A 15,440-nucleotide genomic window follows, 5' to 3' on the forward strand; every position below is an offset into this window, starting at 1 on the left:
TACATTAATTCGGTGAAAATCAGCGCTTGGCTGTTGCCGGTTCGTCACAGACGAAGTCCGGCGGCAAATACGCTATAGCTTCTCTGCTGGCGTCCGATTCAGGGCGGTCGGCGTCCCCGGGTCCGCAACTGATGCCGAAACTGTTTTTCGACCCCGAAGCGATCGCGGAGGATATCATCCGCGATGTCGGAACCAATCTCGTGGTCGGCTTGCCGCTCGGACTCGGCAAGGCCAACCATGTCGTCAACGCGCTGTACGCACGCGCCGCCGCCGACCGCTCGATCAAGCTCACTTTGTTCTCGGCGCTGACGCTGGAAAAGCCCCGGCCGTCAAGTCTGCTGGAACGGCGCTTCATCGGTCCGGTGATCGATCGGCTGTTCGGCGGCTATCCCGACCTGACTTATGCCGACGCGCTGCATGCCGGCGAATTGCCGCCTAACATCCAGGTGATCGAGTTCTTCTTCCTGGCCGGCAAATGGCTGCACGTGCCGTTCGCACAAGAGCATTACATCTCCGCGAACTATACCCATGCCTCGTCTTATCTGCTGACGCGCGGGCTGAACGTCGTCACCCAACTGGTGGCGAAACGCGTGGTCGATGGCGAGACGCGCTACAGCCTGAGCTGCAACACCGACACCACGCTCGACATATTGCGCGCCCGCGAGCAAGGCCGCGCGTCGTTCAAGCTGATCGGCCAGGTCAATTCCGAGTTGCCATTCATGCCGGGTGCCGGCGATCTGCCTGCGGATGAGTTTTCCGCTGTTCTCGACAGCCCCGCGACGGATTTTCCGCTGTTTGCCCCGCCGGCCGAGCCGGTCAGCGACACCAAATACGCGATTGGCCTTCATGCAGCCGGCCTCGTGCCCGACGGTGGCACCTTGCAGATCGGCATCGGGCAGGTCGGCGATGCACTGGCGCAGGGGCTGATCGTTCGCCATCGTGACAGCGCCCAGTTCCACGCCATCATGAAGCGGCTTGCGCCGGGAGCGGCGCCCGCGGAGAGCGGACCGTTCACGAAGGGGCTCTATGGGGTCAGCGAAATGCTGATCGAGGCGTTTCTCGGCCTGATCGACGCCGATATCCTCAAGCGCGACGTCGATGGCGTGACGCTGCACGGCGCGTTTTTCTTGGGACCCAAATCGTTCTATCGCGCGTTGCGCGAGATGCCGGCCGACCAGCTCGCGCGCATCCAGATGATGCCGGTATCCTTCACCAACCAGCTCTATGGCGATGAGGATGCCAAGCGCCGCGCGCGCGTCGGCGCCCGCTTTGTCAACACCGCGATTATGGCGACGCTGATGGGCGCCACGATATCGGACGGTCTCGAAGACGGCCAGGTCGTGAGCGGCGTCGGCGGCCAGTACAATTTCGTCGCGCAGGCGTTCGCGCTTGAGGGCGCGCGGTCGGTACTCGCGCTGGAATCGACACGGCAGGCAGGCCGCAAAACGCTTTCCAACATGCGCTGGAATTACGGCCATCAGACCATCCCGCGGCACCTGCGCGACGTGTTCGTCACCGAATACGGCATTGCCGACGTCAGGGGCAAATCGGACGCCGAGACCATTGCGGCGATGCTGGCGGTCACGGATTCCCGTTTCCAGGATGAACTGGCCGCGATCGCCAAGGATGCCGGCAAGCTGCCGAAGGAGTATGAAATTCCGCACAGCCACCGCGAGAACTTTCCGGAGCGCATCGCGCAAGCCCTGAAGCCCGCGCGTGATGCGGGGTTGTTGCCGTCATTTCCGTTCGGCAGCGATTTTGACGGGGTCGAGCAGCGGCTGATCCCGGCGCTGCAGTTGCTGCGGGAAGCGCAACGGATGCCGCTGCTTTTGCCCGGCTTGCTGTGGCAGGGGATGCGGCAGCCGCCGGATGCATCGAACCGCGAATGCCTGGCACGGCTCGGTCTCGATCATCCGACAACATTTGCCGAGCGCGCCTATCGCGCGCTGGTCAACGCGGCGCTGGTCCGGACGAAATAGCACGGGTGCGGCGTGGAGGGGCAAAGCGCAGCGGGCCCGCTGAATAGCTCTTCAATTCGACAGAGTTCAGTAATGGAGGCTTAACTTTGCTCCGCGCTGAGACGTAACGGCCTGCCCCGCGTTAACATTGCGCTGGGAATCCGCATGCAACCTGTCCGGGCAATCCGGGGGGAGCTTTATGTCATCCACAAACGACGAGCCGCAGCTCGAACTTCCGTTGTCGCTGCCGCTCCCGGCCCAACAATCAACGCGGCTCGCTCCCGTCTTGCTGCTGCTGCTCGCCTTGGTCGGGGGCGGGGTTTATACCGCCGTCGACACCGATACGCAGACGACCGCGAAAATTCCTTCTCGCCCGGAGGACCTCTCGGCGAATGTGGTCACCCTTGTATCATCCGACGATCGCGCGGCGGTCGCCTCGGCGGTTGCCGCCCTGAAGGTTGCGCCGCCGCAACGGGCCGAGATCGAGCAGGCCGTCATCGATCGGCGCCAGCGGCTCGGCTGGATCGTCTTTACCGACAGCATGGATCCGGATGGCGATACCGTCGCGGTGGAAGCTTCCGGGCTGACGCAGCAGATCGTGTTGACCAAGGCCTGGACGCCGGTCGCGGTTGCGCTCGCCGATGGCGGTCCGATCGGCGTCACCGCCGTGCGCGACGGACAAGGCGGCGGCATCACCGTCGCGTTTGCAACCAGCACCGGCACGATGCCGATGCGCATCCTGCGGCCCGGCGAACGGATCGAGGTGGTGCCATGACGGGAATGTCGCCCTGGCTCGGCCGGCTGATCCTGCTGCTCGCCCTGATCACCATCGACCACGCTTCGCCTGCTCTCGCCGTCACGCTGGTGATCGGCGCAGCGGTCGCGGCCACAGCCATCTTTCTCTATCGCGGTTCATATCTGCCGAGGTTCGTCATGGATATTCTGGATCGGCTTTCCAACAAGACCAGTCTGCAACAGGCTTATGATAAACGAAGCCAGAGCCTGGTCACGATCGACGCCGACGATCTGGCGGCGCGCGTCAGCGCCCGCGTGGTCGGCCAGGAGGACGCAATCAGGGCGATCGCCCAGCAATTGCGACGGCGCATCGCGGCGCGAAGGCTCGACAAGCCGGTGGCCGTGTTCTGCCTCGCCGGTGCGCCCGGCGTCGGCAAGACGCATTTTGCAAAAATCCTTGCCGAGGAGCTTTATGGCGGGTGCAGCCATTTGCACTTCTTCGACATGAGCCAGTTCGGCCAACCGCACGCGGCGGCCAGCCTGTTCGGCCAGGCCCGCGGCTATGTCGGCTCCAACAGCTACGGCTCGATGACGGCGGCGCTGCGCGACGTGCCCAACGCGATCGTGCTGCTGGACGAGTTCGAGAAGGCGCATTCGGAAGTGCACAAGCGCTTCCTGACGGCGTGGAACGACGGCTTCATCACCGAGGTCAGCGACGGCGCCCGCATTGCGACCAACGAAGCCATCTTCATTCTCACCACCAATGCCGCCTCGCGGCGCATCGGCGAGATCGCCGAGCAGACCAACGAGACCGCGGAAGAACAAGGCCGGCTGGCGAAGGCGGCCCTCGCCGACGCCCAGTTCGCGCCCGAGGTGCTGTCGCGGGTCGACGACGTCTTTGCGTTCCGCCCGCTCAAGGGGCTGGACATCGCGCGCGTCGTCGCACTAGAGATCGAGGCCATCGCGCAGCAGTTCGGCTTGCGGATCGCCGGCGGCGGCATCGATCCGCAAATCCTGATGCGGGCGATCGACGCCCTCTCCGGCCGCATGCAAGGCGGCGTTCGCGACATGACGCGCGCCATCGAGCGCCAGATCACCGACGGCCTGATCGATGCGCGCGCCGCGGGTGCTACCGAAATCCGGCTGGTGCAGGACGGCGGGCGCGTCCGCATCGAGACCGTTCGCGGCAGCCGTGACACGGCAGCGCCGAGCCTGCAACGCGCAACCGTCGGCTGATGATGGCTGGTCAATCCCACATCCTGCAGGGTGAAAGGAAGAGCGCTTTCCGCCTCCTCCTCGACCTCTATGCGACCAACGCCACCTTTCGCGGATTCTGCGAGTTCGCCGTCATCGGCGCCATCGTGCTGATGTTCATTCACGGATTGCAGTCGTTCTCGATGATCGGCAATCGAGCGCGTAGCGCCGTCACGCCGCCGAAGCTGACCGACCAGGATGTCAAGACGCCAGGTGACATTGCCAAACTCGCCCGGCGCGACAGCAGCATGATGCCGCAACTGGGCGACCTCGGACTCGACGAGCGATATTTTGCCGGCGACCCAGAGCCGCAAAGGACCATACTGGCGGAGGCCTGGCGCGCCTACCGGAGCAAGAACTCGCACAAGGCGCTGGAATTGCTCGGGGCGGCCGGATCGGATGATCCTCACGTGTTGCTGGTCCGCGGGCTGGCGTTGATGGCGCAGCCGGACGGGGCGGCGCTTCGCAGCGGCGTTCTCAGTCTCGAGCAGGCCGCCGGCAAAGGCGACGTCAAGTCGATGGCGGTGCTCGCCGTGCTGCACATCATCGGCGTGCCCGGCATCCAGCACGATCTCGAAAAGGGCCAGAAGCTCATCCTGAACGCGGCCGCCAAAGGCGATGTCGATGCCGCCCGCGTCGTCGGCCAGGGATATCTCTCAGGCTGGATGGGCAGCATCGATCCCGCACGCGCGGCGAAATATTTCAGGTTTGCGGCTGATCGCGACGATGCGAAGGCCGCGTTCTATCTTGCCGTCCTCTATTCCACGGGCCGGGGCGTGGCGAAGGACGATATCGAGGTCGACCGGCTGACTGAAAAGGCCGCCGCGCGCGGCCACCGCGAGGCGCTGACATTCCTCGGGGTCCGCCGAATGCAGGCCTACGCGCAGGGGATTTCCGACGATCCGTCCGACGCCCTCAAGTGGCTTGAGCGCGCCGCCGAGCTGAATGAGCCAACGGCGATGCTGACGCTCTCGATGTACTACACCGAATTTGCCGCCCGCTCCGGCCGGGGCGACCTCGCGAAGGGCGTCGGACTCTTGAAGCAGTGCGTCGATCGGACCGCCAGCCCGGTATGCGCAATGCCATACGCCACGTTCCTGGACAACGGATACGGACAACGCGACGTCAAGCAGATCTACGCGATGTACCGGATCGCCAATCGGGACGGCGGAAACGACAAGGCCCGAAACCGATTGGCCGAACTCACCAAGGAGTTGTCGAGCCAGGAGCTGATTCAGATCCAGTTGGAAGCGAACACGCGTCCGATGCAGTCGAGCTCTGACATGCCGCGATTCCGGGAGATAGCACCGCGATGATCATCAGGGCCGAAAAAATCGCCTCGCTCCTGTTCGCGCTCTTTTTCGCCTACTTTCTCAAGAGCACGATCCTGGGCTATGCGACAGAACCGAAGGTCATAGGGGGCATCGATTTCGACCAGCCGATCGCGCAAGTCATGCCCTGGACGCCGATCTATTTCCCGTTGCTGCTGTCCGCAGCCTTCGGATACTGGATCTGGCCGACGAAATCGTACCCGAGTCTGCCACGAAAGATGGCTGCCGGGTCCTTTGCCATCATACGGGTGACATTCGTCACGCTGTTCATTTCGCTTTTGTGCACGGGATTTGGGGCGTTCTATCTCATATTTCCGCAATTGATGAAGAGCGAGATACTGCCGGCACTCGCAACCACCTTCTTTGGGGCGTTCGAGGGCACGGCGATCATGAGCCTCTTTCATGGGATCGCCTTTGTTGCCTTCGGCGTTTTCTTCGGATGCCTGATCGTCCTCGTTGCCCATGTCGCATCAAAGTGCCTCGCCTTGCCTTCGTCGGGGTCATGGGATGAGCGAGTGCAGACAGATATCTCTCCACTGCCGACGTTGCTGCGGTCCCCGACCAAATGGTCCTGGCCCAGCCTGATTGCAGGGCTGTTTGCCGTGACGATCGCGCTCGCCGGGTTTAGATCAGCAGGTCTACCCATTATTATCTTGTGGGCCGCCTATTTGCTGCCGTGGGGGATTCTCTGGATCGCACTCGGCATGGTGGTCGGATTTGTGAGCAGGCACTGGGCCTGGTGCGTCGCGGTCAGCCTACCGATCGGGTACCTTTCCTCGACGACACACGAGACGCCAAACGGCATCCTCGCGTCCCAATCCATCGATTTTCCGCCGGTACTGCTTGCCGTGTCGCTTGGCTTCATCTTCGCAAGGAAGTTTCTGCACTCGCGTGCGCCACGGGCTGCGGAATTACGGTGACACTGTCACCGTAATTCCGCAATCCACTGTTGCCCCTGATTTGCCCGACGTGTCAAACGTTTCGCAAAATGCGAAGGTCATCCCGGGGCCCCTCGCGCTACTTTGCATGGGGTTGTTTTCCGAATTTTGGGCGGTGCCGCGGCGTACTGGACCTCCGCCTGCACGGAGGATGACAGCGGTGTGCGCGCCGCTTATCTCCACGTCGTTGCGAACGCAGCGAAGCAATCCATCCTTCCGCATGCGAAGTGGCAATGGATTGCTGCGTCGCTTTTGCTGCTCGCAAGCATGCGCGGGGAACGACCATCATGGGCTGGGCTGGCGTCCCCGCTTCGCTCGCAATGACGCCGTCACCTGTTCTTGTTCACCGGCTTGCGCTTCTCGATGAACGCCGCCATTCCCTCGGAGCGATCTTCCAGCGCAAAGGTCGAGTGGAACAAGTTGCGCTCGACATTCATGCCTTCCGACAGCGGCGTCTCGAACGCACGATTGATGGCTTCCTTGGCCATGGCCGCGGCGGGACGCGACATCGAGGCGATCTTTTCGGCTGCCGAAAGCGCCTCTTCCATCAACTTGTCCGCCGGCACGACGCGGCTGACGAGGCCGGAACGCTCGGCTTCCGCTGCATCCATCATGCGCCCGGTGAGGCACAGATCCATTGCCTTTGATTTGCCGATCGCGCGCGTCAGCCGTTGCGTGCCGCCGATGCCCGGGATGGTACCGAGCGTGATTTCCGGCTGGCCGAATTTCGCGGTGTCGGACGCGATGATGATGTCGCACATCATGGCAAGCTCGCAGCCGCCGCCGAGCGCATAACCGCTGACGGCGGCGATCGTCGGTTTCCGGCAGGTGGCGACGCGGTCGCCGCCGATGGCGGTGAAATCGCTGGAGAACATATCGATGAAGCTTTTCGGCTGCATCTCCTTGATGTCGGCGCCGGCGGCGAACGCCTTTTCGCTGCCGGTGAGCAGGATGCAGCCGATCTTGTCGTCGGCCTCGAGGTCATCGACGGCCGCTGCGATCTCGCGAAACACGCCGAACGACAGCGCGTTGAGCATTTTCGGCCGGTTCAGCGTGATGATGCCGACCGCGCCCTTGCTCTCGACAATGATGTTTTCGAACGTCGCCATGATCCACCCCGGGGTACCGATTTGTGGGCAATGTGCCCGCTGCCGGGGTGGGCTTCAAGTGGGTGCAAGCGGATGCAAGCCGTCCCGCTACGCCATGAACATGCGTGCGGCCGACGCCATTGTCAGCAGGGCGCCGAAGGCAATGAAGATCTTTCCGATCAGCGAGGTCTTGTCCAGGGTGGAACTGTCGTTATTCGCGGCCTGACCGGGGCTCTCCACTGCCGGTCTGCTGGTCGAGGCCATTGCAACCGTCTGCGAGGAAGGGGTCTCCTGCAGCGCCCGATCGGTATCGTTGAGCTGGTCGGAGGTAGCCGCGGCGGCATCGGCCGGCGCGTCTGCGTCGGCCGGCTTGTCCACCGCCGCCGCTTGCAGGACCGTGTTGGCCTTCTCGGACATGGCCGCCGACATCGCTTTGGCGCTATCGGCAGGGGCCGCATCGGCTGCAGTCATCTGCGCGTTGGCGTTGGCGAGCCATTCCGGCATCGCGGGCGTGGTGCTGCCGCTTGCGTCGGCGACCTGCTTTTCGTCGGGTTTCTTGCTCTCGTCGGATTTCGATGCCGTGTGCGCAGTCTTACGATGAGCGTCGCGTTTCTTCAGGTAACGTGAACCCTGCCTGACGGACTTGCCGGATGTCGCACCTTCCGACTTCGAGACCGCGGCGCTATCCGCATCGGTGCCGGCGGCCATCGCCGGCGATGGTCCTGCGAAACCTACCAAAAGTCCTGCTGCGAGAATCAAGGCCGACCGCGCGCTGGCTTTGATCGTCATGTAGAAATCTCCCCATTGGCCGCCGCCCATCACGAAAAAAGACCCCGCCCCGTGTCCACAGTTCGGCAGAAAAAGGGAATCTTCGGGCAACACCGGGCAAAAGCTGGGCAATGGTGTTGCAGCGAGCGTGTACCGGCGGGATTTTTGCCGCTGCGCGCCTCCATCAGGAGAAGTGCCCCGGGGTGCGAGCCTGCGCAATCAATGTTATGAGCCTGCCATCCGCGCATCCGGCTGTCCCGATTCCCCGGATAGGGGCCGTCAGCGGGCGCGCAGCGGGATCTTCTATCACGACTTCGTGATCTGATCGTCCTGACGTAACAAATTGAAAGATTGACCGAATTGCAGGTTAGGAGCGCGGGTGCGCGAACGGGATGACGAATGGACCGGCCTGATGCGGTCGGCCATTGCAGGTGACAGTGCGGCGTATCATCGCCTGCTCAAGGCCGTCACGCCGGTGCTCCGGGCCGCGGCGCGCCGCGGTCTGGCGCGGGCAGGGCAACCGGTCGATCAATCCGAGGACATCGTGCAGGACATTTTGCTGGCGGTCCATCTGAAGCGGCATACCTGGGACGTCACCGCCCCATTTGCCCCATGGCTGTTTGCGATCGCCCGGAACAAGCTGATCGATGCGTTGCGCCGCCGCGGCAGGCGCATTTTCGTCGATATCGACGATTTCGCGGAGACGCTGCCGGGTGAGGCGCCGGCCGAAACCGCCTCGGCGGGCGAGGTTGCCGCCCAGCTTCAGACGCTGCCGGCGCGGCAGCGCGACGTGCTGCAGTCGATCGCGGTCGACAGCGCCTCGATCAAGGATACGGCCGCGAAATTTTCGATGACTGAAGGGGCAGTGCGGGTAGCGCTGCACCGGGCGCTGGCCAGCCTGACGGCGAAGCTACGGGAACAGTGAGAATGGATACCGATCAGCTCATTCGAACGCTAGCGGCCGACAATACGCACCGGGCGCGGCCCGTCGGCTTTGCGCTGATGCTGGCGCTCCTGGCCGCGGCGCCGGTCTCGCTTCTGATGTTCTTTACCGAACTCGGCGTCAGGCCCGACGTGATGGTTGCGATGCGCAACCCGTTCTTCGATCTGAAATTCGCGGTGACGCTGGCGCTGGCGATTGCGGCGATTGCCGTCAGCCTGCATCTGTCGCGGCCCGAGGCCTCGCTGCGCGGATTTGGCTGGGTGCTGCTGGCTCCGGTCGGGATCCTGGCCGCAGCGATCGGCGGCGAGATGATGATGCCGCAGCGGTTGCCGATGATGACGCGGCTGGTCGGCAAGAACTCCTGGGTCTGCATGACGGCGATCCCGGCGATGGCGCTGCCGATATTGGCCGGTGCGCTGATCGGCCTGCGCCACGGGGCGCCGGCGCGGCCGGCAGTCGCCGGCGCCATCGCCGGATTGTTGTCGGCGGGATTGGCGGCGACGCTCTACGCCTCGCATTGCACGGACGATTCACCGTTGTTCGTGGCGGCCTGGTACACGACCGCGACCGCGCTGGTGACGGCGATCGGCGCGCTCACCGGAGCGAAGCTGCTCAGGTACTAGGCGCCAGCACCACAGGCGTATTCTGCTGCATGCGGTGGAAGCGCAGCACTTGCTGCGCCGTCGACGGCCGCAAACGCTCATAGGTATCCTGGCAGGTGGCAAGATCGGCCGGCTCCGCGCCGGACAGCTCGTCGCGCATCCTGATGATGGTCCTGACCGTCGACCACGACAGCCCTGCGACCTTGGCCAGGATCATCACGCCTTCGGCCCGGCTCTCGATCATCATGTTCTCGGCGATCGCCACCGGCACATTGGCGAGTGCTGCGATCGAGGCGTTGGCCTCGTCGAACTTCCCGGCCGCGGCAAACGACGCCACCTCGGATTCGTCGAGGCGGCCGTCCTCGTACAGCGAGTTGACCAGCGCGTGCGCGATCGCGGTGTTCTTTGTAATCGTCGAGGTTGCCGAGCGCGCGCGCCGCGTTGCCTCCTTGACCACATTCGGCACTTCGGCCGCCTGCTGCGGGTTGGCGGCCTCCAGCCGCTGCCGCACGGTGTCGGAGGCCTTGGCGAGCAGTTTCAGGTAGAGATGCCGCGGCACCGACGGACGCAGGCCGATGCAGGTCGTGAGATTGTCGTCACTTTCGGCGCGGTTGACGAGGCGGGTAAAGCCGCGCTCGGTGAACTCGGCGCCGGGATTGTTCAAGGTCGACTGGACCACCTCATCGTTGCCGCGCTGGACCAGCACGTCGGTAACCGCGCCGCTCAAGGTCTTGCGGGTCGAAATCGCCATCAGATGCGCCTGGCTCTTGCTGCGCGCATTCTCGATCAGGGTCTTGTCGTCGAGCCGCATCGACTGCGACAGCACGGGACCTGCCACCTCGATGACATCATCGAAAGCCAGCGCGCGGATGGTGAGCGGCGGGGCCGTATCGAACGGGGCGAGACGGTTGGCCAACAGCATCTTGGCCGAGGTTTCGATGTGGTCGATCAGGCACTGGAAGACATCGTCGAACAGCCCGATCTGCTCGTCCGAATAGTCCACCGCGCCGTTGATGAAGAGATCGGTCACCCGGCGCAGGGTCTCCACCCGGCGCGCGACGGTTCCGTGGGCAAGGGTGGACTGCAGCTCATCGAGCAGACTTCCGGGAGAGGGAGACGTGGTGGCTTTCGAAATCATGACTCTGTCCTGGAGCAAAAAACCGGCGGTGGCTTCTCCGCCGCCGGAACTGAAATATATCGGATCAGGCGCGGGTAATGCGGTTGCGTCCCTGTGCCTTGGCTGCATAAAGCGCGCTGTCGGCGCGCGCGAGAAATGTGTCTGACGTCTCGTTCGGATTAAGCGTTGCAACGCCTGCCGACATCGTCACCTTCATGCCGGGCGAGAACGCGCTCCAGTCGAGATCGGCAATAATGGCGCGCAACCGGTCGAGCGCCCGCATGGCCTGGGCGGCGTCCATGTCGGGTAGCACCAGCAGGAATTCCTCGCCGCCATAGCGGCCGAACCGGTCGACGCTGCGGATGTTGGCGAACATGGTGATCGAGAATGTCCGCAGCACCTCGTCGCCGGTCGGATGGCCGTAGGCGTCGTTGATGCGCTTGAACCAGTCGAGGTCGATCAGCGCGATGGAGCAGGGCGAACCGTTGCGCTCGGACCGTACGATCTCCTCCTCCAGCATTCGCATGATGCAGCGCCGGTTGGACGCCCCCGTCAGTTCATCGAGTTCGGCCAACTCCTCAATCCGCTTGTAGGCCGCCTTGAGCTCGAAGCTGCGGTCGTAGAGCATCTTGCGCATGGAGCTGCCGTATAACCCGACGAACGCGCATTGTCCGATCGTGAGAACATAGGAGAGCATCGCGGCGACACGTTCGGTCTGGGTCGCAACCGGCAGACCGATCGGCGTGCTGGTCAGCAGGAAGATCGGGGCGAGGCCGATCATCGTGAGTGTCCACGTGAGGATGGCCTGCCGCGACGTCATCCGCAGCGCGCCGAATCCGAAGATGAGGAATACAACGCTGAGGAAGGCAAATCCGATTTCGGGCGCCGCCAGCAGGAAGCAGAGCTGAAGCGCGACGTGGCCGCCGACCTGGAAGATCGTGAGATAGTGATCCTCGAACCGGTCGTTGAAATTGGCCTCCGACAGCGCGACGAAGATCGCCACCAATCCAACGCCGGCCAGGAAATAGGTCGACGGAATGACGATCGAGATGGTGCCGGCGTAGCAATAGACCAGCAGCACCGAGGTGATGAGCGTGTAGCTGACGCCTTGCACGGCAAGCATCTGGCGGCGCTGGCCGGTGCGGCGCTTCAATACTTCCAGCGGCAGTCGGACCGCCGCGGCCGTACTGTGGGATGCTTGCCCCTGAAGCAATAAAGCCGCGCTGCTCATGTCCCGTCGCTATTGGAGTATGCCGGACGAAACATTAGGGAATAAAGCCTTTAGGTTTGGTATCCTTTGCCGTCGAATCGACTCCGTTAAAACCCTGCCATTGCACTGTTTCGTAACGGAAATTTGCCGGATTCCGATAGTGCGGAACCCGCTTACCGGGAGCGCCCGGGCGTGAAGCAGATGCTGCCCCTGTCGGCGAAGCCTTGCTAAGGTCGTGGGTGGCGCGTCTTTAGGAAAGTGTTTCCGTATTATGGTACCGATACTAGGGTTCAGCTCGTACTTGCCGGGAAAATGGCCAGGTAATGTCTGTCTGTGCGGTAGATCACACATGCAATCCGGGCATTGCCGCAATGTGAAGAATCTCACCTTTCACATCGAACCGCCGGCCTTTCCCGTCAGACCAACTTTGCGAGACGGCCATTGAACGCGTCACAGGCGGCTTCAGACGAAGTTCTGATCGCTCGGATCGCTCAAGGCGACCGGCTCGCCATGCAGGTGCTTTACGGAAGGCACCATGTCAGGGTGTTCCGTTTCGGGCTTCGGCTCGTAAGGGACGAGCAGATTGCGGAAGATCTCATTAGCGAGGTTTTCCTCGATGTGTGGCGTCAGGCCGGCAAGTTCGAAGGCCGATCCGCCGTTACCACCTGGCTGTTGGCGATTACGCGGTTCAAGGCCCTGTCGGCGCTTAGGCGCCGCAAGGACGTTGGACTGGATGAAGACACCGCCAACGCGATCGAAGACACCTCCGACGATCCGGAAGTGGTGGTGCAGAAGAAGGATACGGGTGAAGCGTTGCGCAAGTGCCTGACGGCGCTTTCGCCAGAGCATCGGGAGATTGTCGATCTCGTCTACTACCACGAGAAGTCTGTGGAGGAGGTGGCCGAAATCGTCGGTATTCCGGAGAACACCGTCAAGACGCGCCTGTTTTATGCGCGCAAGAAATTGGCCGAGTTGCTCAAAGCAGCAGGCATAGAGCGAGGTTGGCCATGATGGCAGCGAGCAAAAAGATGCTGGATCAAGAGCCCAGCGAAATCGAGATGCTGTTGCCGTTCCATGCGGCCGGCACCCTGAACGCGCGTGATGCCCGCCGCGTCGAGGAGGCGCTCGCCGGCGATCCCGAGCTTGCCCGGCAATACGCCGTCATCCGCGAGGAATATGCCGAGACGATCAGCCTGAACGAGAGCCTGGGTGCGCCGTCCGCCCGCGCCATGGCGAAGCTGTTTGCCGCGATCGACGGAGAGCCCGTGCGCAAGCCATCGCTTTCGGTCAGCCTGTCCGCCCGGATATCGGAATTTTTCACACGGCTGTCGCCGCGTACGCTGGCCTGGTCGGCGAGCCTCGGCGCGGTGGCGCTGCTGTTGCAGGCCGGGGTGATCGGCGCCGTGCTGATGAAGAACCAGACCGCTTCGTTCCAGACCGCGTCGCTGAGCCTGAACGAATCTTCTTCGGCGCCCATCACCCGTAATCTCGGCGTTGCGGCCGCGCCGCCGCGCGCGCTGGTGCGGTTTGCGCCGGAAGCGCGCATTGCCGACATCACCGCGCTGCTCGACAACTATCAGGCCTCGATCGTCGACGGCGCCAAGGGCGGCATGTTCCGGCTGCAGTTCGGCAACAAGGCGATGAGCAAGGACGAAGCCGCCGGCCTGATCGGCAGGCTGCAGCGCGAGAAGATCGTCAGCCTCGCGGTCGCAACGCCTTAAGGGGTCGGCGCGCCCTGGGGAAGGCCGAGGTTTCATGGTTCACGATGGCCCGAACTGGCTGATGAAGACTCGCCGCGCGGCATTGATTTTGTCGGCGGCGTTTCTGCCATGGATGGTTTTCGCAGCCCCGGCGGTTCATGCGCAGAGCATCATGCGCACGCCCAATCTCAATGTCGGGGCGCGGGCGCCTACCATCAATCCAACGGTGACGCCGCGGATCAATCCCAGTATCGCGGCTCGACCGAGCGTGAGCGCCGATCGAGTGGTGCGGACGCCGCCGTCCCGGATCGGCACCATGAGTTCGACCCTGCGAGTCCGCCCGGGGGCCGGCGTGCCGTCGACGCTTCCCCATGCGCGGTTTTCGCCCAACCTCTATCCGGCCTGCCAGAATGCGCTTCGCGGGCCCGACGGCGAATGCTTCGATCGTCCGGTCATGTCGGCCGGCGGCGGCAACGGCGCTTCGGCCAAGAAGGGCAATGGCGGGGCGGGCAAAAACAATGCGCAGGCGGCGGTCAATCTGCGCGCGATCAAGAATGAACTCGTCGCCGAAATCGACGGCGCGCTATCCACCGCCGAGGCCGATGAACTGGCGCGGCGTCACGGCCTGGAGCGCATCACTTCGCAGAGCTTCCCGCTGCTCGGCGGAACCATCGGCCTGTTCCGCATCGTCGATAACCGGCCGGTGGATGCGGTGCGCCGCGAGCTTGCGGCTGACGGCAGCGTGCGTTCGGTGCAGCTCAATTTCCGTTATTTCCTGCAGGATCAGAAGGCTTCGACCGAGGGGGACGCCGCGCAATACGCGATCGCCCGGCTTCGACTGCCGCAGGCGCACGCGCTTGTCCGCGGCATGAATGTCACCATCGCGGTGATCGATTCAGGTGTCGACGCCAAACATCCCGAACTCGCCAATTCGGTCGCCGACAGTTTCGACGCGCTCGGCAGCAAGGAAGGTCCGCATACCCACGGCACCGGCATTGCCGGGGCGATCGTCGCGCATGCCAGACTGATGGGCAGCGCGCCGGAGGCGAGGCTGATAGCGATCCGCGCATTCGGCGCAGGATCGAAGGGCGCGGAGAGCACGTCCTATGTGATCCTGAGGGGACTGGACTATGCGGCCGAGCATGGTGCGCAGATCATCAACATGAGCTTTGCCGGCCCGAAGGATCCGCTGATCGAGCGGGGGATCGCCGCCACCGCCGCCCGCGGCATCCTGATGGTGGCTGCGGCCGGCAATGCCGGCGCGAAATCGCCGCCGCTCTATCCAGCCGCCAATCCGAACGTCATTGCGGTGAGCGCAACCGACGCACAGGAAAAGCTGTTCGTGGCGTCCAACCGGGGCAACCACATCGCGATATCGGCGCCGGGCGCGGATATTTTCCTGCCGGCGCCGGATGAAAAATATCAGATCACGTCGGGCACCTCATTCTCCGCCGCCTATGTCAGCGGCGTCGCGGCGCTGATGCTGGAGCACAATCCTGCGTTGAAACCGAACGATGTTCGCGCGCTCTTGACGAAGACCGCCCGCGATCTGGGCACCCCTGGCCGCGACGATCAGTTTGGAGCAGGTGAGGCCGACGCCTTTGCCGCGGTGACTGCGGCGACCGCCGCGCCGGCGGTTCCGCTTGCCTCTGTTTCCGGCAAGCCTGCGGGAGAAAAAATGCCGGCGCTCGACCCGTCTGCCGATAACGCTTCCGTGAGCCGGGCGCTGAATGACTCCCCGCCGTCGATGGCGTCGGACAAATCGGCCGCAAACGCCGAGAAATAGCCTGCTGCGC

14 protein-coding genes are annotated in these 15,440 nt (G+C 63.5%); 10 read left to right on the forward strand and 4 right to left on the reverse strand.

Annotated features, from left to right (window positions below; all coding sequences use genetic code 11):
- Positions 1–131 precede the first annotated feature (131 nt).
- The 5 genes from V1288_RS22390 (at position 132) to V1288_RS22410 (ending at position 6,198) form a co-directional block, all read left to right on the forward strand.
- Positions 132–1,979, forward strand: coding sequence for an acetyl-CoA hydrolase/transferase C-terminal domain-containing protein (locus V1288_RS22390; RefSeq protein WP_334359112.1), 1,848 nt, complete (start codon positions 132–134; stop codon positions 1,977–1,979).
- A 178-nt stretch (positions 1,980–2,157) separates the two neighbouring features.
- On the forward strand, positions 2,158–2,733 hold the full coding sequence (locus V1288_RS22395) for a hypothetical protein (protein ID WP_334359113.1): 576 nt from the start codon (positions 2,158–2,160) through the stop codon (positions 2,731–2,733).
- Positions 2,730–3,929: an AAA family ATPase gene (locus V1288_RS22400; RefSeq protein ID WP_334359114.1), complete on the forward strand. Its 1,200-nt coding sequence runs from the start codon at positions 2,730–2,732 to the stop codon at positions 3,927–3,929. The genes V1288_RS22395 and V1288_RS22400 overlap by 4 nt, the downstream gene beginning before the upstream one ends.
- Positions 3,929–5,263 carry a tetratricopeptide repeat protein gene (locus tag V1288_RS22405; RefSeq protein ID WP_334359115.1) on the forward strand — a complete coding sequence of 445 codons (1,335 nt, stop codon included), beginning with the start codon at positions 3,929–3,931 and terminating at the stop codon, positions 5,261–5,263. Before V1288_RS22400 ends, V1288_RS22405 begins: the two co-directional genes overlap by 1 nt.
- Entirely contained in the window at positions 5,260–6,198 is a 939-nt protein-coding gene (locus V1288_RS22410) for a hypothetical protein (protein WP_334359116.1), read from the forward strand. Before V1288_RS22405 ends, V1288_RS22410 begins: the two co-directional genes overlap by 4 nt.
- A gap of 347 nt (positions 6,199–6,545) precedes the next feature.
- On the opposite strand, the gene V1288_RS22415 is transcribed toward V1288_RS22410, so the two are convergent.
- Positions 6,546–7,325 (reverse strand): enoyl-CoA hydratase, encoded by a 780-nt coding sequence (locus tag V1288_RS22415; protein WP_334359117.1) that lies wholly within the window; start codon positions 7,323–7,325, stop codon positions 6,546–6,548.
- Between the two features lie 87 nt (positions 7,326–7,412).
- Positions 7,413–8,012, reverse strand: a complete 600-nt coding sequence (locus V1288_RS22420; protein WP_334359118.1) for a hypothetical protein — start codon at positions 8,010–8,012, stop codon at positions 7,413–7,415.
- A gap of 439 nt (positions 8,013–8,451) precedes the next feature.
- Here V1288_RS22420 and V1288_RS22425 point away from each other — a divergent pair, with 439 nt between their 5' ends.
- Together V1288_RS22425 and V1288_RS22430 are read left to right on the forward strand one after the other, a co-directional pair.
- A complete protein-coding gene (locus V1288_RS22425) occupies positions 8,452–8,997 on the forward strand; it encodes a sigma-70 family RNA polymerase sigma factor (protein WP_334359119.1) in 546 nt (181 codons plus the stop codon).
- Positions 8,998–8,999: 2 nt separating this feature from the next.
- Positions 9,000–9,638, forward strand: coding sequence for a DUF1109 domain-containing protein (locus V1288_RS22430; RefSeq protein ID WP_334359120.1), 639 nt, complete (start codon positions 9,000–9,002; stop codon positions 9,636–9,638).
- On the opposite strand, the gene V1288_RS22435 is transcribed toward V1288_RS22430, so the two are convergent.
- Entirely contained in the window at positions 9,628–10,755 is a 1,128-nt protein-coding gene (locus V1288_RS22435) for a DUF2336 domain-containing protein (protein ID WP_334359121.1), read from the reverse strand. The two genes, V1288_RS22430 and V1288_RS22435, sit on opposite strands and share 11 nt — an antisense overlap.
- A 64-nt stretch (positions 10,756–10,819) precedes the next feature.
- Complete coding sequence (locus tag V1288_RS22440; RefSeq protein WP_442893972.1) at positions 10,820–11,965, reverse strand: GGDEF domain-containing protein; 1,146 nt, start codon at positions 11,963–11,965, stop codon at positions 10,820–10,822.
- A 420-nt stretch (positions 11,966–12,385) separates the two neighbouring features.
- Between V1288_RS22440 and V1288_RS22445 the strand changes: the two genes are divergently transcribed.
- Genes V1288_RS22445 through V1288_RS22455 form a run of 3 tightly spaced genes read left to right on the forward strand, consistent with a single transcriptional unit; the run spans position 12,386 to position 15,430 of the window.
- The gene (locus V1288_RS22445) at positions 12,386–12,955 is read left to right on the forward strand and encodes a sigma-70 family RNA polymerase sigma factor (RefSeq protein WP_334359122.1); all 570 of its coding nucleotides are present in this window, start codon (positions 12,386–12,388) and stop codon (positions 12,953–12,955) included.
- Positions 12,952–13,665: a hypothetical protein gene (locus tag V1288_RS22450; RefSeq protein WP_334359123.1), complete on the forward strand. Its 714-nt coding sequence runs from the start codon at positions 12,952–12,954 to the stop codon at positions 13,663–13,665. Before V1288_RS22445 ends, V1288_RS22450 begins: the two co-directional genes overlap by 4 nt.
- A gap of 34 nt (positions 13,666–13,699) precedes the next feature.
- A complete protein-coding gene (locus tag V1288_RS22455; RefSeq protein ID WP_442893973.1) occupies positions 13,700–15,430 on the forward strand; it encodes a S8 family serine peptidase in 1,731 nt (576 codons plus the stop codon).
- The last annotated feature ends 10 nt before the right edge of the window (positions 15,431–15,440 follow it).

Origin of the sequence: Bradyrhizobium sp. AZCC 2176 (genome assembly GCF_036924645.1) — a bacterium.
In the GTDB taxonomy this organism is placed as follows: Bacteria; Pseudomonadota; Alphaproteobacteria; order Rhizobiales; family Xanthobacteraceae; genus Bradyrhizobium.